Here is a 21,243-nt window from a genome sequence, read left to right as displayed (position 1 = left end):
TTTCGCTAAACACCTTATAAAATTACTATATTTATTAATGGGTATAATTAATCCTTTTTTTCAAACCATGGTTTAAAAGTCTATATCCTTATTGAAACATGAAATTTGCTAAAATAACAGAATGATTGCTTCTTGGCTTAGCACATAGAAAAACCGGAATGTCTGAGTTATCCAACAAACATTCCGATCTTACTTAATGCTCACGAACGAATTTTCATTAACAATATTCATAAACATTTGTAACGAACACCACTAACCCATTTTAATATCCTTGCACTGTCTTTCCTTTATGTAGGTACTTCTCCTTGGTAGCCAATCCACCTCTGATATGTCTCTCTGACTTATTCAAATCCAAAACGACACGTGCTCGCTCTGCCAGAGAAGGATTTACTTGTAACAAACGCTCGGTAACATCCTTATGTACCGTCGACTTAGAGATACCGAACTGCTTTGCGGTCTGTCTGACTGTTGCATTGTTTTCAATAATGAATGCAGCAATCTCAGCAGCACGTTCCTCGATTTGTTTATGCTTAAACAAATTGGAGCCTTTCATGGAAGTTCCACCTGAAATACTTGTTTTTATAATCTATTCCATGTACAGATAAATTATGCAATATACAAATACTTTTGTAAATTAAGGAATTACTATATTTATAGAACATGTAATTTTCTCTTTTCCACAAACTAAATTATTATTTTATGATTCCTGCAACCAATCAAACTATTTGTTGAGTATATAAGTGAAAGTCCTTTACACCTCACGAAAGGATGAAACTACGGATGATGAAGCTATTATAAATGCGCAGACAAATGGAATCAGCTTCCAGTACAATCATAGCATTAGTTAAACTTAAACCTTAAAATTTATTTGAAACAAAATAGAGAAAACATAAATGGTTAAAATTTATTAGAACTTGAAATAGAGAGAAATAAATGCTTAAAATTTATTAGAAATTAGAATAGAGAAATATAAATACTTAAAAAGCATTAGTAAAGAGAAAACATAAAAATAGCTCTACATTAAGTCTTAGTCTCAAGATTTAATGTGGAGCCTCTTTACATTATGAAGTAATATAAAGTTTTTAATAATGGTTTTTAATAATGGTTTTTATATAACTATTTTTACTGCTTTTAATAACTGTTTTTAATAACTGTTTTTTAAATGACTGTTTTTAATTAACGGCTTTTAAATAACCATTTTAAGACCATTACTTTTAATTTCGGATGATACTCTTTTTGATTCGTTTCCAGTACTTTTGAATAAATACATCATATGCCATATCGTAGATGACAAATATGATCTGACCGCCTATGATGAATAGTATATAAACCATTGGTGAGATTTCACCACTATACAATAAACCCGGAAATAAAAACAAAAATGGTAGATAAAGAACGTTAAACACAACAAACTTAATGCTATAAAAAAAAGCATTGGACTTTTTTTCGATAGAATCTCTGTTTGTTGTAGCTAATTTTTTTAATTCCTTTTTGGTTAAGTATACTCTGATAATTTCCATTATGACAATGTAAGCACTAATGGTTGCAAAGGTTAGGCAATAGAGTTTATTTGGAACTAGTATTATACTAAGTAAGATGGCTGATAAGTAGAATCCAATACCAAACTTAACTCCACTCTCTCTAAAATTTATACCCACTAGATACGATGCCGCTGCAAGAAAAAAGAAAGTACTTGTTTCAAATACAGAACTAAGTATCGTAAATAAAATAGTTAATGCTAGTAATAACCCTGAAAACGCTATTTTTTTTGTGCTTAGATGCATGTGCACAAATCGCCTCCCATACATTCGCAGCAAGCATCTGCAATACATAAGTTACAGCACATATCGCCTGCATCCATACCACGACCATAACCAGATCCGGTTTGCGTATATCTTCGGCTTCCCCACTGTAACTGATTCAATAGATTAATATACTCAGAATTATTTGGTTCCATTGAAACCGCAGTTCTCGCATGATCCGCTGCAAGTACATTATTACCAACACCAAGATTAGCAATTGCGCTATAATAATACCATCTGGCAGTACGATTACTAATGCCTGAGAGTAGGCTAAGGGCTTCACTAAAGCGACGTCCATTAATTTTGGAAGCGACATCAGCAAGGACACCATCTTCAGAATATGTCTGGTTTCCATAGGATTGCCCACTGAAATTACCGTTAAATGTGGAATAACCACCATTTTGACGTTCATTCATAATGGTGTCGTATGCTTCCTGTACTTCCTTAAATTTCTCTTCTGCTAAATCAGATAGAGGATTATTTATATAAGAATCTGGATGATATTTTCTACTTAATTCACGATAAGCTTTTTTTACCTCGTCATCGGTAGCTGTTCTGCTTATCCCAAGTACCTGATATGGATCTTGTGTCATACTATATTCCTTTCCCTTCTTCGTCAATTGCTTTCTTGTTACAACTCTTTGTACCTTGTTCGTCGTACTTCTTCCATACCCCCGCATATAGTATGTTTCTTAACAGTTCGACATCAAGGATTAATGGCAGCCTTTCAAATTCCTTGGAGCATTCGGACATCATCATGATTAATATTTGTCGATATTCCTCCTCAAAGGAAGGTTCGCCTATCTTCTCCTTTAATGGATTATAATTATCTTTTCTTATATCTTCCTTAACATCCTCATAAGCATCTAATAAATAGATGTATTTTCCGAGAAAGAAACCTAGCCTTCTTAACGTGTCCTCCCACTCATCCTTACGGTAGACAAACATCTCTCCCATCAAATCAGCGAACGATTTTGCTATCTTATCAAGGTCAGTAACATTTTCTTTTTCATATTTTTGTAACTTTGCCAAGCACTCCGCAATCATCTGGCATTTTTCAGGATACTTCTTCTCTATTTTGTGATATTTTCTAACGAATAGCTTGCTTGCGCTAAGCCCTACCAAGCTTTTCTCATCGTTCCAATCATCTAGAAATTTGTGATAAGTTAACGCAATATTCATATCGGCTGCATACTCCGTTATTTCATTGCGAAGCATCCAATGTTTTTTCGTTGGATGTGCAAGGCATCGATGCTGTTCCTCTGTCACTTTGCTTTCATACAAGGAAGTTAAGAGTATAATTAAAAATGTCATATCATAAGTCAGTGTCATCTGTCCAAAACGTCCATAGCGTTCTTTTAGAACTTGACATAGGCCACAATAGTATGCACGGTATTTATAGTATTCCTTCATTTTAAGTTCCGGCTTATGTATTCCTATATAACCAAACATCGAATCCTCCAACTAATACTTTAGTTAACTTTAATCTTTGCTTATTATAACAGCTATATTAACAAGATTCATCAGATTTCTTTGAATTTTAATAATGTTTTAACAAATTTATCCGAACAGGTCGGATAAATTTGTTAAATACCAGATACATTATGGATAAACGCTACTAATACCTTTTCAAAACTGGTGGAAGCAATCTCTTCTTCCATTCATCTTCTTTAAATCCAACAAGTATAAAGTCATCGCCAACTAAAATTGGTCGTTTTACTAACATGCCGTTGGTAGATAATATTTCAATCATTTCCTCAACTGTCATTACTTTAACCTTTTCTTTTAGGTTTTGTTCTCGATAAAGAAGTCCACTGGTATTAAAAAATTTAGTAAGTGTCAATCCACTTTTCTCATGCCAAAGTTTTAGTTCTTCCTTCGTAGGATTATTTACTGTAATATCTCTTGATTCAAAAGCAATCTGATTTTTTTCTAACCATTTTCTTGCTTTTATACATGTTGTACATTTCGGATACTCTAAATACTGATAACTCATCAATCCACCTCCATATTTTATTACAAACTCTTATCGCCGTCACACTCTGTCGTTTTTTACATAAACTATAGTAAATAATACGATAGGATGTTCTCATTATGAGTCAAAACAATCAAACTTATCCATTTCCATTGCTTCCGCTGCCATATGCACGCGATGCTCTTTCTCCAAACATAAGTGAATATACTCTCTATTTTCATCATGAAAAACACCTTAAGACCTATGTCGATAATCTCAATAAAGCACTTAAAGATTATCCAGAATTTCAATCATGGAATCTTGAGGAATTAATTGTTCATAACAATCTTCTTCCATCCGCAATTCAAATACCAGTACAACATAACGCAGGCGGAGTATACAATCATAATCTATACTTTTACTCCATGAAATCTCCAAGTAAACCATCCATGCCACCAGCACAAAATACCAGCCAAGTAACAGGAAATGATTTTCTAAATCTAATTAACCAAACCTTTGGCAATTTTAATGAATTTAAAGCCAAAATGAAGGAAGCTGCATTACAAGTTTTTGGTTCTGGTTATGCCTGGCTTGTGTCTAATTCGCGTGGTGAATTATCAATCGTTACAACTGCGAATCAAGATACACCGCTTACTTTAGGTCTCATTCCACTTCTTCCAATTGACGTCTGGGAACATGCATACTATCTTGATTACCAAAATAGGCGTAACGATTATATCGACGAATGGTTTGATCTTATCAATTGGGATTTCGTATATTATCTCTACAATCGTCAGTTTCAAATTTATTAGAAATAATGGATAATACAAATATTTTTAGGAAATTGCTCTGTATTTACCTATAATTTAAATAAGAGTTAAAAAGGGGTATCCTAAAGTCAAATCACTTTAAGATACCCCTTGTCCTTAGATGGCAATTGGTCGCTTCAAGCAAGCCACAAAAGCCATCTAATTATTTTACAACAGCAGCATTAATTACAAAATCAAGTGCCTTTTCTCTTAATAAAGCAATCTTAACATTTTCCTTGCCTTTGTATGCTTCTTCAAATTCTTCAACAGTTTTATAGTTATTCTGCTCTGTATATTCTGTTACTTTATCTGTATATTCTTCGTCTGTAATATCTAATTTCTCAGTCTTTACAACTTCATCTAACATAAGTCTTTGTTTTACATTAAACTCTGCTGCTTTTTTGATTTCAGTATTAAATTGTTCTTCTGACATACCAAAGAAGTAAAGAATATAAGTCTTTAAATCAACACCATACTGAGAAGCTACGCTTGTATAATAAGCTCTCATATCTGTTTCTTCCGCATCATACTCTTTCTGCTCTAAGTTCTTAAAGGTAGTGTTATCAATTGCCTTTTGAATAATGTCAATTTCTTTCTGTGTTTGTGCTTGTTGCTCTGCACTTTCAGTTAATGCTGTCTTAATATAATCCTTATAAGCATCGATTGTCTCATAATCTGAATTCTGTTTTACTACCTCATCTGTTAAAGGCTCTTTATTACCATCTGTTAGGTAATTAACTGTAACAGTAAATACTGCATCCTTTCCAGCTAAGTCAGGGTTACTATCATATGGATTAGGAAATGTTACAGGGACATCAGCAGTTTCGCCAACATTCTTACCGATTAAGCCAGACTCAAATCCATCAATGAAAGAATTGGATCCAATTTCTAAATTGTAACCTTCACCCTTTCCGCCATCAAATTCCTTACCATCAACCTTACCAACGTAATCAATGTTTACCGTATCACCATTACGTACATCGGTTCTATCTGTTATCTTAACGTCCTTACCTTTTTGTTTATTAAAATTATCTAATTGTTGATTAACTTGCTCTTCTGTAATCTCAACAGGCTCTACCGTAACTTCTATTCCTTTGTATTGCCCTAATGTTACATCAACACCGCCGCTGCTTTTCTTGCTACATGCTACCACTGATAGCATAAGACATCCACAAAGCCCAAGTAATAATGCTTTCTTCTTCATCTTAAACCCTCTCTTATATTCTACTTTTTTTAACTATGCAACTAAAAATTTCCCCCACAGGATATTCCCATGCATGAACTAGCCCTCACAAAGCAAAGCATCTTGTTTTGCTAATTTAAGGCATACCGTTTCTATTTTAGTAAACAGTCTGTGTATCTAGTTATACCACACTTTATTGCAAAAAAAAAGCCTTTCCAAATAAGTTCACAGAAATTTTAAACTTTTTGGGAGGCTTCCTTTTTTGTTTTTTTGTCGAATTTGGGATTTTTTATTTATAAATCGATTATTTATTTGATAAACCAACAATATATTACGACAACGCTTGTTAAATAAAATTTATAGCTTTCTATTATTTCTGAAGACGAAGTAATTCTGTATATGCTAATAGGAATGGTCCAACACCCTTAGCGTCGTCTTTTACAATAGGCTCCGACATGTAATAATCATAAGTACCGTCTCTCATTTGCTTACCGCCAAGACCAGCCACAAGACAAATTCCTCCAAGGCTCATCTTGCCTTCTTCTGTATGAAGGTATTTCTCACAGATACCGTCCATTGCCTTCTTTGCATTCTCACGATAGCTCTCTGGTAAGAAACCAAGACGTACACCCTTTAGTAATGCGTATGCCATGATAGAACTTCCGCTTGTCTCAAGGTAGTTGCGCTCACGTCCACCCATATCAGGAATCTGATACCACATACCGCTTTCATCCTGATATTTTAAAATTGTTTCCATATATTCAATAAAGATTTGCTTTAATCTTTCATACTCTTTCTCATAACCAGTTGGCTCGCACTTATCTAAAGTATCTAAGAGTGCCATCGCATACCAGCCAAGAGCTCTTAACCAAAAATGCTTGGATAATCCTGTTTCTTTGTCACACCAGAACATTTCTCTTGAAGAGTCAAATGCATGATAATATAAACCAGTCTTTTCATCTCTTAACATCTCATATACATTAAAGAACTGATGAAAGATATCCTCATAGTTCTTTTTATTATTAAAACGAGTCTCATATTCCATGTAAAATGGCTGACCCATATATAAACCATCCAACCATACCTGTTGAGGATAAATTAGTTTATGCCAAAAGTTACCTTCTCTAGTTCTTGGCTGTGTTTTTACTTGCTTATAAATGATATCAATTGCTTTGCGGTACTTTTCTTTCCCAGTTAAATCATAAAGTTCAAATAATGTTTTACCTGCATTTACATCGTCAATGTTGAACTTTTCCACTTCATACCCGGAAATATTACCTTCCTCATCCACACGATAATCAATAAAATCATCTGCAAATTTTAGGTACTTCTCTTCTTTTGTTATTGCGTACATCTCAAGAACAGCCTTAATCATACAACCGTCAATGTAGTTCCATTCTGATTTTTCGCCGCTCTTAATTTTTTCTATGTTCCACATCGGTACTTCTGGTGTACTCTTATCAAGTAACTCATTAATGTACTTTACAATCATATCCATGGTCTAATCCTCCTAGTATTCTTGGTAACTATGTTGTTACAGTGCGATTATTATGGCATATCAATCTAAGATCAATGAAAGATAATACGCATGATATCTAATTATAGCATATGAAAGCGCTTTCATTCAACCAGCTTATTTTCAATCTTTTTACTAAATACTGATTTTTTGCTACTTTAGATTACTTCCATATAAGTAACTCCCTCAATTGTACTGAATAGCTCTATAATTTCGATCTGCGTATAACACTTCGGAAATTTTAACGTAAGTGTTAAGGCTAGCCCTGAAGCTGATTTTCCTCTTACAAATTCAACATCATTTACTTTTAAATCCTGCTCTTTTGCAAATCTCATAAGATGCCCGACATCACTCATTTGTGATAACTCTACATAGAGATTAATAATCTTTACAGAGGATATCACACGCTCGTCTAATCGATGAAGTACTGACATTACAAAAAAAATGAGAATACAACCAATAATAGCACCAGAATAAAAACCAATACCGATGGAAAGACCAATACAAGCTGATGCCCAAAGTCCAGCAGCTGTTGTTAACCCCATCACTCTATTTCTACCTGTCACGATAATTGTCCCTGCACCAAGAAAACCGATACCACTGATAACCTGCGCGCTCATACGCGCAGGATCAGAATTTTGATACAGTGAACAGATGTATTGACTCGTAATCATTACTAAGGTTGATCCTATACAGACCAACATATAAGTTCGAAAACCAGCCGGGCGTTTTTTCCGTCCTCGTTCAATCCCAAGAATTCCACCGCAAACTAATGCTAACAGCAGGCGGACGGTTGTTGATACTACATTAACTTCTGTTAATAACTCCGGCATGGCCATCGTTGTTACCTCCTAAACTTATATACGAAATTGATTCAACGCTTCATTCAATTCTTTCGTTTCTGCTTCTAAATGCAAAGTTGCCTCTCTTAATTTCGATACCGATTCTACTTGGCGATTTGCCGCACTATCTACTTCTTCTGAGGATGCAGCTGTTTCTTCCGAAACCGCAGATATACTCTCTATCGCATTTAATGTAGTATTTTCAGCAACTTTAATCCCCGATATACCAGACGTAATTTCAGTAAGCTCTTTTGCAATCATACCAACTGATGCATCAATTTTCTGGAATAAATCGATGGTATTTAATAACGCATTTCCCTGAGATTTTACAATATTCTCTGACTTTTGAACTGTGGTTACGGTAAGCTTCGTTTTTCCTTGAATGCTACTAATGATAGTTGCTATCTCACCAGATGCCCTGACTGATTGTTCTGCAAGTTTTCTTATCTCATCTGCAACGACTGCAAATCCACGACCAGCATCCCCTGCTCTAGCTGCTTCAATTGACGCGTTCAAAGATAGCAAATTCGTCTGCTCAGCAATATCATTAATAACACCAATAATCTTACCAATGGACTCGCTCTCTGCCTCTAACGATTCGATATCCCCGATAATGTTATTTGTTATCTTAGTTGTTTCTTCTGACTTATCTCGCAAAATGTCAATGGAAACTAATCCTTGCTGTACGACCGCTTTAGAGTCCTCTGTCAGTTTTTCAATCGTTGTAACATTATAGGATACCTGATTCACTCTCGTTGTTAATTCGTCTGATTGACGAAGGCATTTTTCAGAATCTTCCGCTTGTTGTACAATACCTTGACGAATTTCTTCAATCGAAGTAGAAATATTCTGAGTCGCTATTAAAAGCTGCTTTGCAGAATCCGATACCTCATCCGTAGATAATGAAATAGTATCCTTTACTTTCTGTGCTTTATCAATAAGCCCTTTTACATTAGAGATCATATTATTAGCGCTATCCGCTAACATACCAAATTCATCTTTTCTTTGGCAATTAACAGATACCGTTAAGTCTCCTTCCGAAGCCTTTTTTAGTGCGACAATAATTTTATTAATAGCACTTCCCATATCGGTTGACATAATGACTGCAATGAACAAAGCACTGACCACTGCTATAAGAACATATATCACAGTTGATGTTCTAATAGCCTTTGCTTGTGATATCAAATAGGAGTATGGAACCAGCCCGCATACGGTAATTCCTGATTTCGTAGCTTTCGAATATAAAAATAGGTGCTTTTCACCATTAAAGTCTACATAGCTAGTTCCACTTAGCTCTGAACTTGCTAATGCATCGGTATAAAACGATTTGTCAGCAATCAAAACGCCCTCAGCCTCATTACTATGCACTTCATAACCATCCTTTGAGATAGCTACAAAGATAGAGTTTTCAGATAGTTCAAGCTCTGATAATTTCTTTTGAAATAAGTCTAACCTAATATCTGCTACCATATAACCGATTTGTTTAAATCCATTCCCAAAAAAGGCTGAGGATACGGAAAAAGCATATGGGATTGTAATTTTACTCTTATCCTGCACAAAATGCTCATCGACAAACTGATGCTTGCCAGACCAAGAATATGCTCCATTCTCTTTTTCATCTCTTTTTCCTTCTTCAGTTTCAAGATAAGCCTCCACCAACTCTGCACCACTTAAATCCATGCTCCCGTAGTTACTTAAGTTATTACCACGTTTGCTAAATACGTATAAGTTAGCCAAAACATTATCCGAATACGTCGTTGTTTCAATATACACTTGAAGATTCTTATATGTAGTCATCTCCGTTATTGGATCACTTTTATATGTACCAGAATAGTAATTCTTTAAATTCTCATAGCCTTTTAGCTGATTTAAACGTAATTCTACCGTTTGCATTGCTAATTCGAAATAGTTTGTTGTAGTCTTAAGAGCTTGAAAGGATGATTCTTCATAGCTTTTTAACATTGCTTCTGACGCTTTATTATATGATGTAATTCCTAGAATGATAATGAAGGCGATTGGTACCATAAACGCCAAAGCTAACCTTAAGCGAATTCCAAAGATCCTTTTTTTCTCCCTTTTCTTTGAATACCTATCTTGTCTAATTTCTTTCTCTTGCTTTAATTCTTTATTTAGCTTGTATAACTTCTCAATGTTTTCTTCCTTCTTCGATTGTCTTTTTAATCGCTTTACCTTAAATTCTTCTTGATTCCCCTTCTTTTTCATCATAATGAACCTTCCTTTAATTTGTAAATTTACAGCTTTCTCAGCCATATTTTTCATAAAAGAATTCCGCACTTTCTTAAAATTACTGCTATCTACTACACTTTTCCAGTTCTTCAATGATGTCATTCCTAATTCTATTATACATTAATTACCACAAGATACAACTAAGTTCAACATATATCGACAAGTTGTGTTGCATATTAAAGCGCTTATATTAATTTTTTCAAAAAAGTGTCTCATGGAACTTTTTTTCTTAAGGTATCCCTTTGAATTTATAAATTCCCGCTTATATTTTCTTTATAAATCTCTTGTATTTTTTTTACAAATATCTTGTATTTTTTTATAAACTGTTTTGTATTTTTCTTTGTATATAACTTGTACTTCCTTGACATTTCGTGTAGTTAAACTTATAATACAATTACATAGTTTTATGACTAAACTAATTATTCCGAAACCAACTTACAACACCCATTACTAAGAAAGGTTTGGTATTTTCAAATGAATAACATTCCAAACATTAATGTCGGCATTGTTGCCGTAAGTAGAGACTGTTTCCCTATGAGTCTCTCCAACAGAAGAAGAGAAGCTGTTGTTTCCTCTTATCGCGAAAAAGGGCTTGAAATTTATGAATGTCCAATCACGATTGAAAATGAGAAAGATATGTTAAAAGCACTTGCTGATGTAAAAGCAGCAAATTGTAATGCTCTCGTTGTTTACCTTGGTAACTTTGGTCCAGAAAGCAGCGAAACATTATTAGCAAAGAATTTTGATGGTCCTGTTATGTTTGCTGCAGCTGCAGAGGAAACTACCTCTATACTTGCAGATGAACGTGGCGATGCATACTGTGGTATGTTAAATGCAAGCTATAACTTAAAGTTACGTAATATCCGTGCATACATACCAGAATATCCGGTTGGTACACCAACTGAGGTTGCTACTATGATTGAAGATTTCTTACCAATCGCTCGTACAATTATCGGTTTACAGAACTTAAAGATTATCTCCTTCGGTCCAAGACCTCAGGATTTCCTTGCTTGTAATGCTCCAATCAAAGCGTTATACAGCCTAGGTGTTGAAATTGAAGAAAACTCTGAGCTTGACTTATTCGCATCATTTAACGATCATGCCAATGATCCACGAATTCCAGATGTGATAAAAGATATGGAAGAAGAACTTGGTACTGGAAATAATATGCCTGGCATCCTTCCTAAGCTTGCACAGTACGAGCTTACATTACTTGACTGGGCAGAGGCTCACAAGGGTTGTAAAGAGTTTGTTGTATTCGCTAATAAGTGCTGGCCTTCCTTCCAGACTCAGTTTGGTTTCGTACCATGTTATGTAAACAGTCGTTTTGCAAGTAAGGGTATGCCAGTCTCCTGTGAAGTTGATATCTATGGTGCATTAAGTGAGTACCTTGGAGTTTGTGTCAGTGAAGATTCCGTTACTCTTCTTGATATTAACAACACTGTACCAGCTGATATGTACGATGCTTCTATCAAAGGCAAGTTTGACTATAAGCCAACCGATACCTTCATGGGCTTCCACTGTGGAAATACACCATCTAAGAAATTATCCTCCTGTTCTATGAAGAATCAGAAGATTATGGCTAGAAGCCTTGAGCCAAATCAGGAACCAAACATCACAAGAGGTACCTTAGAGGGTGATATCGCTCCAGGTGAAATCACATTCTTTCGTCTTCAAAGCACTGCTGATACTGTATTACGTGCTTATGTTGCAGAAGGTGAAGTACTTCCTGTTCCGACTCAGTCTTTTGGTAGCATCGGTGTATTTGCTATTCCAGAGATGAAGCGTTTCTACCGTCATGTATTAGTAGAAAAGAATTACCCTCATCACGGAGCTGTTGCATTCGGACATTTCGGTAAGGCAATTTTTGAAGTATTTAAATACTTTGATGTAGCTGATATTGAATTTAATAGACCAGCCTCCATGATGTATCCAACAGAAAATCCATTCTACAGATAATGAATTATAAATTATTCGAATGACTCATAACAAAGTCAACAATAAGTTTTCAGATGTCCATAGGGACAAAACTAAAATTCAGATATAATTCTCTATGTATAGGGCGGACAGCGTATATCGTTGTCCGCCACTCGTCTAATATCACTGCTCTGTAATCTTATCTAACCGTTTCATCAGCGTATCCTCCTGTTTTTTTACCACACCAATAAGTGGAGCTCCAATCATATTTCCCTCGCTGTCCACAATGTAGGTAATAGGAAATCCCGTTATTTCACAAATAAAGTCCTTATAAAAGCTGCTATTAATATCAGGGATGATATTGGTAAAAGTAACTCCTTTTTCTTTTAATATCTTCTCCGCTCCTAATCTCATCTCGTCAGAATCACCCGCGCTGGCTGCTACTGCAATCAGATTGATGTTTTTCTCCTTAAATTTTTGATAATATTCCTCAAGTTCTGGCATCTCTGCGATACAGCTACCACATCCGTTTGTCCAAAAGTTTATAATTGTCGCATCATAATCCTTAAAAATATCGTTACTTACGGAATTACCTTCAAAGTCAACTCCTTCAAATTCAGGAAAGGGCTGCTTTGTACCCTCAATTTCGTTGTTGCTGCAAGCAACAAGCGAAAACATACATATAGCCAGTATTAACATGCTAAGCCATTTTTTCATTTTTCTTATCCTCTTTTCTTAAATTGATACTTTTACAAATTGCGCCGTGGGGACAGGTACGAATACAATCTCCGCAGCGGATACATTCGTTATGATTGGGTGATTTATAAACCTCTACATCCATTTTACAGACTTTTGCACAGGCTTTGCAGCTTGTACATTTCTCTTTATCAATGTTAAACCGATAAAAAGACAATTTATTAAACAGAGCGTAAAAAGCTCCCAAAGGACAGATCCACTTACAGAATGGGCGATAGAAGAAAACGGACAAGGTAACAATTCCAACCAGCAAGCAGCTTTTCCATGTAAACAACGTACCAAGTGCTGCCCTTATTCCGCTGTCCACAATGGAAAGTGGTAGTGCGCCCTCTAATATACCCGCAGGGCAAAGCCACTTGCAAAACCATGGATCGCCCATTCCCACCTCGTTTATAATGGTCATAGGTAGGATAATGACAAATACAACTAGAATAACATATTTCATATAGGTCAATGCTTTCAGCTTTTTTGTACTGAATTTTTTAGTCGGAATCTTGTGTAGGAGTTCCTGAAACCATCCAAATGGACAGAGGAATCCACATACTAACCGTCCAAGCAAGACGCCAAATAAAATCAATAACCCTACAATATAATAGGAGAATTTAAATTTTGAGGAACCGATTACTGCTTGCAGAGAGCCAATGGGACAGGAGCCTATCGCTCCAGGGCAGGAATAACAATTAAGCCCTGGAACACAAATGCTTTTCAGCTTACCTTTATAGATTTTTCCTGTAAAAAATCCACTTATATGGGAGTTAGTCAGTAGCGTGGCGGCTGCTTGCACTTTCCATCTGTTTTTATTCTTAGCCAATACCCACGCACTCCAAACACAGATTGATTCCCTTATTTAACACTTCCAGTGCCTCGCCACGAAAAGCACCGATTCCAATCAAAGTAATGGCTGAAAAGAATAGGAAAATCGGTAGCTTATTCTTCATCAGCAAGCCCTCGTGCAAAGTCTAGCAAGGACTCAGAGTCACAGCCACTATTCCAGGCGGAGTAAAATCCTCCCTCCTTGGTAAAAATAGAAACTACATCGCTATCAATCAGCTCATTGAATTCTGCAAGCGATTTTTGCATTTCCTCATTATAAACAAGAATTGGGAACTTGATGTCGTTTAGCTTTTCCTTTGCATCCTCTAGTTGTTCGTCCGTAATGATACCTAGTATAGGAACACCGATGTCTTCCATTTCTTCACGTATGTCATTAAACACCTTAAGTTTATCCATGGTGCCATCTTTTGCAGTGTTAAAAAATACAAGACACATTTTTCCCTCAATCAGTTCAGAGGAAGCAGGTGTTCCATCAAGGTAAGTGGTTTGAAACGAGTCAAACAGATAGATTTTTGTTTTCGCCTTAATCGGTTCAAAATTTGCCTCAACCCACTCATCATCAATCCAACCCTTCTCCTTTGCATCTTCGATGGTAATGGTACCGTCCTCCAAAGCGGTTTTGATTTTTTCATCTGATGGCGCAGAGCTACAGCCTGCAAGAGAAAGCACCAGAAGTGCGGTAAATAAAGCTACAGTTGTTTTCTTCAAGTCGTTATCCTCCCTTTTCGTTTTTCGTTTTGTTGCAATCATTGTAGCAAGTGACACATAAAATCCGTGTTAAGATGAAATGTGAATTTCCTTAACGTAGAATTTATGTTGATGTGGTATAATAAATAAAAAATTGGAGGTGTTTCGATGCGGATTTTAATCGTTGAGGATGAAATTGATTTATGCGATACCATCGCAGAGGGATTACAAATAGATGGATATGCCGTTGATACCTGTTATCATGGAGATGTGGCATATGAACTTATCTCCACAGAAACCTATGATCTTGTTGTGTTGGACTTAAATCTTCCTGGTATGGATGGCATTGATATCTTGTCAGATCTTAGAAAAACAAATAAGGATATGAAAATTCTTATTTTATCCGCTCGAAGCAGCGTGTCCGATAAGGTTTTGGGGTTAGATATCGGTGCAAATGATTACCTAGCAAAGCCTTTTGCTTTTGAGGAACTAGAAGCACGTATTCGTAGTCTGTTGCGACGCTCCTTCGTACAGGAAAACTCGGTGCTCGTATGGAACGAAATTTCCTTAGATACAGTTGGACGCACGGTATCTGTAAGTGGCATCGATGTTACTATGACCAAAAAAGAGCTGGCCTTGTTGGAGTATTTTCTTTTGAATCAAAGCAAGGTCATCAGTCAGGAAGAGCTGATGGAGCACGTTTGGAATATGGAAGCAGATAGCTTTAGTAACGCTGTGCGAGTGCACATTGCTTCTCTGCGTAAAAAGCTTAAGATAGCACTTGGATATGATCCCATCGCAACCAAAATCGGCGAGGGTTATTTTTTGAACGGCGGTGGATCACTATGATAAAAAAGCTATCCATTCGTGCTCGTCTTACTGCTCTTAGTATCTTAGCACTTACCACCTGCTGTATTGGCTTAACTACTATTTTAAACCTCTCTGCATATCACATGGCAGATGTAATCGAAGCTATTCCAATCACGCCGGCATACGAGGTTTCTAAGGATGCAACTGCTATAGAACAAGCCCCCTTGCTTAGTAGGACAACAACCACACCGTCAGAAGGCTCCCAAATAGCGCGAACTCGTTTCTTATATCAAAGCATTATATATATGGTGTTGATCGTGACCATAGGCGGTGGACTTACCTACTATATTACAGGGAAAGCCTTAATGCCGTTACGGGTGTTGAGTCACCAGATGAAAAATCGTACGGTGCACAATCTGTCTGAGGATTTACCGGTGCCAGAAATTCACGATGAGATTGCAGATCTGACGGTTTCCTTTAACCAAATGTCCAGCAAATTAGAAGAAGCCTTTGCCATGCAAAAACGTTTTTCCCAAAGTGCCGCCCATGAGCTACGTACGCCGCTTACAGTGCTAAGAACAAAGGTGGATGTGTTTAAAAAGAAAAAAGAACATACATCCGAAGAATATGATAATTTACTATCGGTCATCACCACTCATACAAACCGACTGTCAGAGCTAGTGAAGGATTTATTAGACCTGACCAATATGGACGATCTAGACTATGATGAACAAATCGAACTAAACGCATTGCTCCAAGATGTTGTGGAGGAGTTGATTCCTCTTACGAAAGAAAAAAATATTACGATTAATGTAAATGGCACATCAAAAAGCATAGCTGGAAACAAAAGTCTGCTGCACAGAGCCTTTTACAATCTAGTCGAAAACGCCATCAAATATAATACCGAAAACGGAACAGTTGACATTTGCATTGGGGATTCGGCAGACCATGCTGTTGTAACGATTGCGGACACAGGTATCGGAATACCGAAGGAGCTAGAAGAGTTAATTTTTGAACCCTTCTTTCGTGTGGATAAATCTCGTTCAAGACAAATAGGTGGCGCAGGTTTAGGACTGTCAACCGTGAAAACAATAATAGAAAAGCATAACGGGGTCGTGTCCGTTTCCGAAAATGAAACAGCGGGCAGTCGATTCACCATACAATTATAAAAAGGAGACCATGAGCAGATTTGTTCGTGGTCTTCTTCTTTCCATTGGAAACAATCTCACAGAAGGAATAAGATTGCTTCCACTTATATAAAAACAAGCGGTACCTTATCAGATTTTCTTAACACGGATTTTATATCATCTTTGCTACAATAGCCTCATCAAAATGAAATAAGAGGTAAGATCATGAAAAAATTAATCACAATATTAATGGCTGCGCTAATCGCAACTTCTATCACTGGTTGTGCAAAAAAGCAGACGGCGCAGGACGAGGACATTTGCCCTGGCAAGCTCCTTGGAGAGGAAGGCGCACCCATGGCTATGGCGGAAGGCTTTGACCAAACGGTGGATATGACCTTTCACACCAAAGATACCAATGGTACACCTGTCACTAATGAGATTTTTTCTGGAACAGAGCGTGGCGTATGGCTTGTATTCTGGCAAACAGATAACGATAAGAGTCTCACAGAGCTTACCCGGTTAAATGATATGCTCCCTATTGCTAAGGAAAATGGCTATAAAATCGTAGGTATCGTCATGGATGGAGAAGAGAACTCCGACAAAGCCAAGGAGATGACTACGAACTTAGGCTTTACCAACATTATTTGGAATGATGAAGTCGCATCTCGATACAATGGTATTTCCAATTTCTTTTCAAAGGAGTTTTACGAAAACAATAAGGAACTTTACTCTCAATTTATTGTAATGCCAAACTTAGGCGATCCTGTTTCTGGACTGGCAAACAGCAGAGGACAGCTTCAATCGTCCTGCACAATGATTCCCATGAGTAATGAAAAAATTGAAGAGCAATGGAAAAATAACAATAGCAATGCAACCTTTGAAGAGTTGCAGGAGGAAGCTTTCGGTAAGTAAAGGAGATTAAGATGTTTTTAATAAGAAATGTATCCAAGCAATTCGGGGATGAATATGCCCTTAGAAATATTTCTATGACCATTGGCAAGGGGCTGAATTTTATTATTGGTTCCTCTGGCAGCGGTAAAACTACGCTGCTAAAAATCATCAGTGGTATGGAACAAAAATTTGACGGTGAGGTTTTTTATTGTGGGCAAGATGTAAAAGCACTCACCGAGCAGGAAAAAAGCTATTACTATAATAATATATTCGGCTTTGTGTGGCAGGATTTTAACCTGTTAGATGATTTGACAGTTTTGGAAAACATCATGCTTCCACAATTTTTAAAACATGGTCAAGATAAAAAAGCAATTATGAAGGTGTTACGCGAACTAAAAATTAGTGAGCTTGACAATCAAAAGGTAGGTAAGTTATCTGGCGGTCAAAAGCAGCGTGTGGCAATAGCTAGAGAGCTGATGAAAAATCCACAAGTCATCATTGCAGATGAGCCAACCAGTGCTTTGGATGAAAAATCCTCAAAAACTACAATGGATATTTTGCGTGACATTGCCAAAAACAGAACTGTGATTGTGGTTACTCACGATACCTCGCTGATTGACCAGAGTGCCAAGGTTTATGAGCTTGATAAGGGTGAATTGACCGCTGCTACCGAGGAGGTTTCCATAAAGGAAGAAAAAGCTGATACATTAAAACCTCACAAGCTTTCTTTTGCGAGTGCCTGTAAACTGTCTTTAAGTAACATCAAAAGTAAGTGGAATCGTACAATTACTACCGCGCTTTCACTGGTGGTTGCTGCAACCCTTCTGTTAGTCACAGTCAGTGGTGCGATTACAGACAGTAGTCAATCTGCCTTCGACAAATTGTTTGAAACCTATGGTGAAAGCATTTTGGATATCAGCATCGTGGGGAGCTTTATGAGTGCAGGTGGAACAGATGGCTCCCAAAAGGATGAGCCAAACGCCAATGTAGACCAAAATATTGATGGGCTGTATGATAAATATCTGAATGACAAGCGAGTGTCCCACATCGTATTCACGCAACACTACAACGACATTAAGGTATCAGCAGATGGCAAAGAGTACAGCATCGACACAGGCAGTTCCGTCCCTACTGTCAACAAGCTAATTGCAGGCAAAATGCCTATGGGAGAAGATAACGAAATTGTTGTCCCAAAAAGCTTTATTGAAAAGCTAGGTGTTTCAGCGGAAGAAGCACTAGGTAAAACCATTGACTTTAAAGGAAACATCTATAACTGGGACAGTGGTGAGCCTGTTTCAATGCCGGTGTCTACCACAGCGAACATCGTTGGTGTGGTAGACACCACAGTCAAATATGAATACGGTGGTCAGTTGATGGAATATTCCGTGGATGACGCCTTCTTTTTTAGTAGATCTGCACTAAATGAGATGCGCACACAAGCGGACATAAAAAACGGCGAAGGGAATTTTACAATCCGCACCAAGACACCTGCTGATCTAATTGCTATTAAGGATGAACTCAATGCAGAAGGTATCGTCCCACTAGGGCGTTTTGAACTGGTGGAGGATATGGTACGTTTAAATGACCAGACTACCGAACAGTCCGGTTCTGCTATCCTCGTTATCGGTATCTTGGCAGCAGTAATCATTCTTTCGGTATCCTTAATGACCGCTCTAACACGTAGGAGAGAATATGCGATTTTTAAAGTAAGTGGATATGCAAACCAGCACCTCTTACTGATGACGGCTTCGGAATTTATGATTTTAGCAGCAGCATCTGGCATTCTATTCCTATGCATTTCTCCTCTTATAAACTTAGCAACCACTGCACTTTGGAGTGTCAATATATTAAACGGAAATCTACTTTTTGCTGGAGTGTTACTTGTCCTTGTAATGGGCATCCTTGCCTGTACAACCACAACCATTGCAGGTATTATGACTAAGGCGTCTGCCTCACTAAAGACAGGAGATCGTTAATTATGTTACAAGTAAATCATGTGACAAAAAAATATGGAAATGCCATTATATTAGAAAACAGTAGCTATACCTTTCCTTCCAAAGGTATCGTGTGCCTAATGGGTGCGTCTGGTGGTGGTAAAACCACCCTGCTTAACCTTCTTGCTGGATTCGATACTGATTACGAAGGAGAAATCCTGGTAGGAGGCACATTAATTAGCGGAATGGACGCTGAAAAGCTCTGTCAGTATCGCCGGGATAACATCGGCTTTGTGTTCCAAAATTATCACCTGCTTCCAGGTTATACCGCATCGGAAAATGTGCTACTTGCATCCGCACTGTCGAAAGATTCTCCAGATGCTAGCCGACAAAAAGCCGCAACACTTTTAACGCGACTAGGAATTGGAGAAAAGGAAAATCAAAAAGTGGAAAACCTCTCTGGCGGGCAAAAGCAACGTGTTGCGATCGCCAGGGCCTTGATGAGTGACCCGCAAATCATATTCGCTGATGAGCCTACCGGTGCTCTTGACCGCACGACCTCAACAGAAATTATGAAGCTGCTGCAAGAAATATCTAGGGACAGACTTGTTGTGGTAATTACTCACGATGCAAAAATTTGCGAATTTGCCGATGAGATCATTCACATTAAGGAGAAAAAAATCATAGAGGAGCGGGTAATAAGACGCGATGTGACAGACGAAAAAGCGTTGGTAGTCGGTTCGTCGCCTAAGATTTCTATATTCTCTCGCGCTGTGAAAAACTTTAAGGTGCACTTAACGCGTTATGCTGCGGTATCTCTCTCTATCTCCATTGGCTTACTTGCCTTCCTGTTTTCTCTATCCTTTGGCAATGTGATGGAACGCTCTATCGACGACTTTAAGACCAAGAACACCGCCTTTAATAATGGCTATATCAAGGGTGCGGACGATGGTACAATACTCGAATATCTTAAGAAGGACGAACGCATCGAAAACGTGTATTATCAGTATAAGCTTCGTAATCTCACTTTATCGACAGGTGATAAATCAGAGCAGATAGCGGAGAAGTTTCCGACGCCAAAAGCGACCGAGAGCTTATCTTATGGTGTGATGCCTCGTCTCGGACAAAATGAGATTGCAATCACACCAAGCCTTGCTAAGAAATTTGATTCAGACATTAAGAAACTTCTAGGAAAAGAGTTTATATTAGAACTGGATGGACAAAAACATAAGCTTACTATGAGTGGAATCTATAACGCTGGCTATGATGATTTTATTGTCAGCTCTGATATTGAGCAACAATTTTATAAAAATATTACGGATGAAAAAAACTATTCTATTAGCTATGATGTCAAGGAATTTTCCGATATCGTAGGGGTTAGCAACGTCCTAAAGTTACGGGGAATCACTGCCAAAACGGCCTCTGACGAGGTGTACGCGCTACAAAACACGTTTCACAGTCTTAATAAATTATTTCTTGTGATTTCCTTTTTGATTTTGGCAATTAGTTTGTTCATCTGCACTATTTTGCTGAACAAGCTACAAAACACTCGTTATCACGAAATAGGACTGTTGTCAGCTCTTGGGTTTAGCAGACAGCAAATCAGCTCGATGATTCGATGTGAAAATTTGTTGCTGTCCTCCCTCGCCACAGTAGTAAACCTCATTCTCCTTTTCGCCAGCATATTACTTGGTAAACTGCTTGATTTCGCGCTGATTTTTACAGGAGCGCAGGTCGTTTTATCCATAGTGGCTACCTTTGCCATTGTTATGCTTCTAAGTGCTGTAGCGAGCTATAAGTTAATACGTACCGAGCCAGCGATAGCACTGAAAAAGTGAGAATGATATTTATCAAAGAAACTCTGAAGTAAAGACATTAATAAAGGAGGAGAAGTGAGACCAATTTGGTGTCGCTTCTCCTCCTTTTGAGGCTGT

20 protein-coding genes are annotated in these 21,243 nt (G+C 37.4%); 7 read left to right on the top strand and 13 right to left on the bottom strand.

Annotated features, from left to right (window positions below; genetic code table 11):
• Nucleotides 1-262: 262 nt before the first annotated feature.
• From spoIIID to CPHY_RS01145, 5 genes are all read right to left on the bottom strand, one after another.
• Nucleotides 263-553 carry a sporulation transcriptional regulator SpoIIID gene (spoIIID, locus tag CPHY_RS01165; protein WP_012198240.1) on the bottom strand — a complete coding sequence of 97 codons (291 nt, stop codon included), beginning with the start codon at nt 551-553 and terminating at the stop codon, nt 263-265.
• Between the two features lie 661 nt (nt 554-1,214).
• A complete protein-coding gene (locus tag CPHY_RS01160; RefSeq protein WP_198301329.1) occupies nt 1,215-1,790 on the bottom strand; it encodes a hypothetical protein in 576 nt (191 codons plus the stop codon).
• Nucleotides 1,775-2,395, bottom strand: coding sequence for a J domain-containing protein (locus CPHY_RS01155; RefSeq protein WP_012198238.1), 621 nt, complete (start codon nt 2,393-2,395; stop codon nt 1,775-1,777). Before CPHY_RS01155 ends, CPHY_RS01160 begins: the two co-directional genes overlap by 16 nt.
• 1 nt (nt 2,396) lies before the next feature.
• Nucleotides 2,397-3,254 carry a DUF5685 family protein gene (locus CPHY_RS01150; protein WP_012198237.1) on the bottom strand — a complete coding sequence of 286 codons (858 nt, stop codon included), beginning with the start codon at nt 3,252-3,254 and terminating at the stop codon, nt 2,397-2,399.
• Between the two features lie 166 nt (nt 3,255-3,420).
• Nucleotides 3,421-3,798, bottom strand: coding sequence for an arsenate reductase family protein (locus CPHY_RS01145; protein ID WP_012198236.1), 378 nt, complete (start codon nt 3,796-3,798; stop codon nt 3,421-3,423).
• A gap of 98 nt (nt 3,799-3,896) precedes the next feature.
• On the opposite strand from CPHY_RS01145, the gene CPHY_RS01140 reads away from it, so the two are divergent.
• Nucleotides 3,897-4,568 carry a superoxide dismutase gene (locus tag CPHY_RS01140; protein WP_012198235.1) on the top strand — a complete coding sequence of 224 codons (672 nt, stop codon included), beginning with the start codon at nt 3,897-3,899 and terminating at the stop codon, nt 4,566-4,568.
• A gap of 160 nt (nt 4,569-4,728) precedes the next feature.
• Here CPHY_RS01140 and tig read toward each other — a convergent pair whose 3' ends face one another.
• From tig to CPHY_RS01120, 4 genes are all read right to left on the bottom strand, one after another.
• Nucleotides 4,729-5,769, bottom strand: a complete 1,041-nt coding sequence (gene tig / locus CPHY_RS01135) for a trigger factor (protein WP_012198234.1) — start codon at nt 5,767-5,769, stop codon at nt 4,729-4,731.
• A 349-nt stretch (nt 5,770-6,118) separates the two neighbouring features.
• Nucleotides 6,119-7,246, bottom strand: a complete 1,128-nt coding sequence (locus CPHY_RS01130) for a glycoside hydrolase family 88/105 protein (protein WP_012198233.1) — start codon at nt 7,244-7,246, stop codon at nt 6,119-6,121.
• 176 nt (nt 7,247-7,422) lie between these two features.
• The gene (locus CPHY_RS01125) at nt 7,423-8,103 is read right to left on the bottom strand and encodes an MgtC/SapB family protein (RefSeq protein ID WP_012198232.1); all 681 of its coding nucleotides are present in this window, start codon (nt 8,101-8,103) and stop codon (nt 7,423-7,425) included.
• Between the two features lie 18 nt (nt 8,104-8,121).
• Nucleotides 8,122-10,332 (bottom strand): methyl-accepting chemotaxis protein, encoded by a 2,211-nt coding sequence (locus CPHY_RS01120; protein ID WP_012198231.1) that lies wholly within the window; start codon nt 10,330-10,332, stop codon nt 8,122-8,124.
• Nucleotides 10,333-10,827: 495 nt separating this feature from the next.
• On the opposite strand from CPHY_RS01120, the gene CPHY_RS01115 reads away from it, so the two are divergent.
• Nucleotides 10,828-12,312 carry an L-fucose/L-arabinose isomerase family protein gene (locus CPHY_RS01115; protein ID WP_012198230.1) on the top strand — a complete coding sequence of 495 codons (1,485 nt, stop codon included), beginning with the start codon at nt 10,828-10,830 and terminating at the stop codon, nt 12,310-12,312.
• A 141-nt stretch (nt 12,313-12,453) separates the two neighbouring features.
• Here the strand turns inward: CPHY_RS01115 and CPHY_RS01110 are convergent, their stop codons facing one another.
• From CPHY_RS01110 to CPHY_RS01100, 4 genes are read right to left on the bottom strand one after another with little or no spacing between them, the layout of a single operon-like run.
• Nucleotides 12,454-12,987, bottom strand: a complete 534-nt coding sequence (locus tag CPHY_RS01110) for a TlpA disulfide reductase family protein (RefSeq protein WP_012198229.1) — start codon at nt 12,985-12,987, stop codon at nt 12,454-12,456.
• Entirely contained in the window at nt 12,971-13,837 is an 867-nt protein-coding gene (locus CPHY_RS01105) for a 4Fe-4S binding protein (protein ID WP_012198228.1), read from the bottom strand. The genes CPHY_RS01110 and CPHY_RS01105 overlap by 17 nt, the downstream gene beginning before the upstream one ends.
• Nucleotides 13,830-13,964: a CD1871A family CXXC motif-containing protein gene (locus CPHY_RS22270; RefSeq protein WP_278183984.1), complete on the bottom strand. Its 135-nt coding sequence runs from the start codon at nt 13,962-13,964 to the stop codon at nt 13,830-13,832. Before CPHY_RS22270 ends, CPHY_RS01105 begins: the two co-directional genes overlap by 8 nt.
• A complete protein-coding gene (locus tag CPHY_RS01100) occupies nt 13,954-14,568 on the bottom strand; it encodes a hypothetical protein (protein WP_157668635.1) in 615 nt (204 codons plus the stop codon). The genes CPHY_RS22270 and CPHY_RS01100 overlap by 11 nt, the downstream gene beginning before the upstream one ends.
• A 147-nt stretch (nt 14,569-14,715) precedes the next feature.
• Between CPHY_RS01100 and CPHY_RS01095 the strand changes: the two genes are divergently transcribed.
• The 5 genes from CPHY_RS01095 to CPHY_RS01075 all read left to right on the top strand — a co-directional run bounded on the left by CPHY_RS01095 (nt 14,716) and on the right by CPHY_RS01075 (nt 21,147).
• Nucleotides 14,716-15,396 carry a response regulator transcription factor gene (locus CPHY_RS01095; protein WP_012198226.1) on the top strand — a complete coding sequence of 227 codons (681 nt, stop codon included), beginning with the start codon at nt 14,716-14,718 and terminating at the stop codon, nt 15,394-15,396.
• Nucleotides 15,393-16,526, top strand: coding sequence for a sensor histidine kinase (locus CPHY_RS01090; protein WP_012198225.1), 1,134 nt, complete (start codon nt 15,393-15,395; stop codon nt 16,524-16,526). The genes CPHY_RS01095 and CPHY_RS01090 overlap by 4 nt, the downstream gene beginning before the upstream one ends.
• A gap of 183 nt (nt 16,527-16,709) precedes the next feature.
• Complete coding sequence (locus CPHY_RS01085; protein WP_012198224.1) at nt 16,710-17,396, top strand: redoxin domain-containing protein; 687 nt, start codon at nt 16,710-16,712, stop codon at nt 17,394-17,396.
• A gap of 11 nt (nt 17,397-17,407) precedes the next feature.
• A complete protein-coding gene (locus tag CPHY_RS01080) occupies nt 17,408-19,351 on the top strand; it encodes an ABC transporter ATP-binding protein/permease (protein WP_012198223.1) in 1,944 nt (647 codons plus the stop codon).
• 2 nt (nt 19,352-19,353) lie between these two features.
• A complete protein-coding gene (locus CPHY_RS01075) occupies nt 19,354-21,147 on the top strand; it encodes an ABC transporter ATP-binding protein/permease (RefSeq protein ID WP_012198222.1) in 1,794 nt (597 codons plus the stop codon).
• Nucleotides 21,148-21,243: the final 96 nt, after the last annotated feature.

It is taken from the genome of Lachnoclostridium phytofermentans ISDg, assembly GCF_000018685.1.
In the GTDB taxonomy this organism is placed as follows: domain Bacteria; phylum Bacillota; class Clostridia; order Lachnospirales; family Lachnospiraceae; genus Lachnoclostridium; species Lachnoclostridium phytofermentans.
The sequence above is the reverse complement of the archived record's forward strand: the minus strand, read 5'-3'. Positions and strand labels throughout refer to the sequence as shown.

Coding starts and splice junctions, on each gene's coding strand:
- CPHY_RS01155 (WP_012198238.1), bottom strand. CDS start 2,395: ATGACACAAGATCCATATCAGGTACTTGGGATAAGCAGAACAGCTACC.
- CPHY_RS01085 (WP_012198224.1), top strand. CDS start 16,710: ATGAAAAAATTAATCACAATATTAATGGCTGCGCTAATCGCAACTTCT.
- CPHY_RS01075 (WP_012198222.1), top strand. CDS start 19,354: ATGTTACAAGTAAATCATGTGACAAAAAAATATGGAAATGCCATTATA.
- CPHY_RS01110 (WP_012198229.1), bottom strand. CDS start 12,987: ATGAAAAAATGGCTTAGCATGTTAATACTGGCTATATGTATGTTTTCG.
- spoIIID (WP_012198240.1), bottom strand. CDS start 553: ATGAAAGGCTCCAATTTGTTTAAGCATAAACAAATCGAGGAACGTGCT.
- CPHY_RS01145 (WP_012198236.1), bottom strand. CDS start 3,798: ATGAGTTATCAGTATTTAGAGTATCCGAAATGTACAACATGTATAAAA.
- CPHY_RS01120 (WP_012198231.1), bottom strand. CDS start 10,332: ATGATGAAAAAGAAGGGGAATCAAGAAGAATTTAAGGTAAAGCGATTA.
- CPHY_RS01115 (WP_012198230.1), top strand. CDS start 10,828: ATGAATAACATTCCAAACATTAATGTCGGCATTGTTGCCGTAAGTAGA.
- CPHY_RS01095 (WP_012198226.1), top strand. CDS start 14,716: ATGCGGATTTTAATCGTTGAGGATGAAATTGATTTATGCGATACCATC.
- CPHY_RS22270 (WP_278183984.1), bottom strand. CDS start 13,964: ATGAAGAATAAGCTACCGATTTTCCTATTCTTTTCAGCCATTACTTTG.
- CPHY_RS01150 (WP_012198237.1), bottom strand. CDS start 3,254: ATGTTTGGTTATATAGGAATACATAAGCCGGAACTTAAAATGAAGGAA.
- CPHY_RS01125 (WP_012198232.1), bottom strand. CDS start 8,103: ATGGCCATGCCGGAGTTATTAACAGAAGTTAATGTAGTATCAACAACC.
- CPHY_RS01080 (WP_012198223.1), top strand. CDS start 17,408: ATGTTTTTAATAAGAAATGTATCCAAGCAATTCGGGGATGAATATGCC.
- CPHY_RS01140 (WP_012198235.1), top strand. CDS start 3,897: ATGAGTCAAAACAATCAAACTTATCCATTTCCATTGCTTCCGCTGCCA.
- tig (WP_012198234.1), bottom strand. CDS start 5,769: ATGAAGAAGAAAGCATTATTACTTGGGCTTTGTGGATGTCTTATGCTA.
- CPHY_RS01090 (WP_012198225.1), top strand. CDS start 15,393: ATGATAAAAAAGCTATCCATTCGTGCTCGTCTTACTGCTCTTAGTATC.
- CPHY_RS01130 (WP_012198233.1), bottom strand. CDS start 7,246: ATGGATATGATTGTAAAGTACATTAATGAGTTACTTGATAAGAGTACA.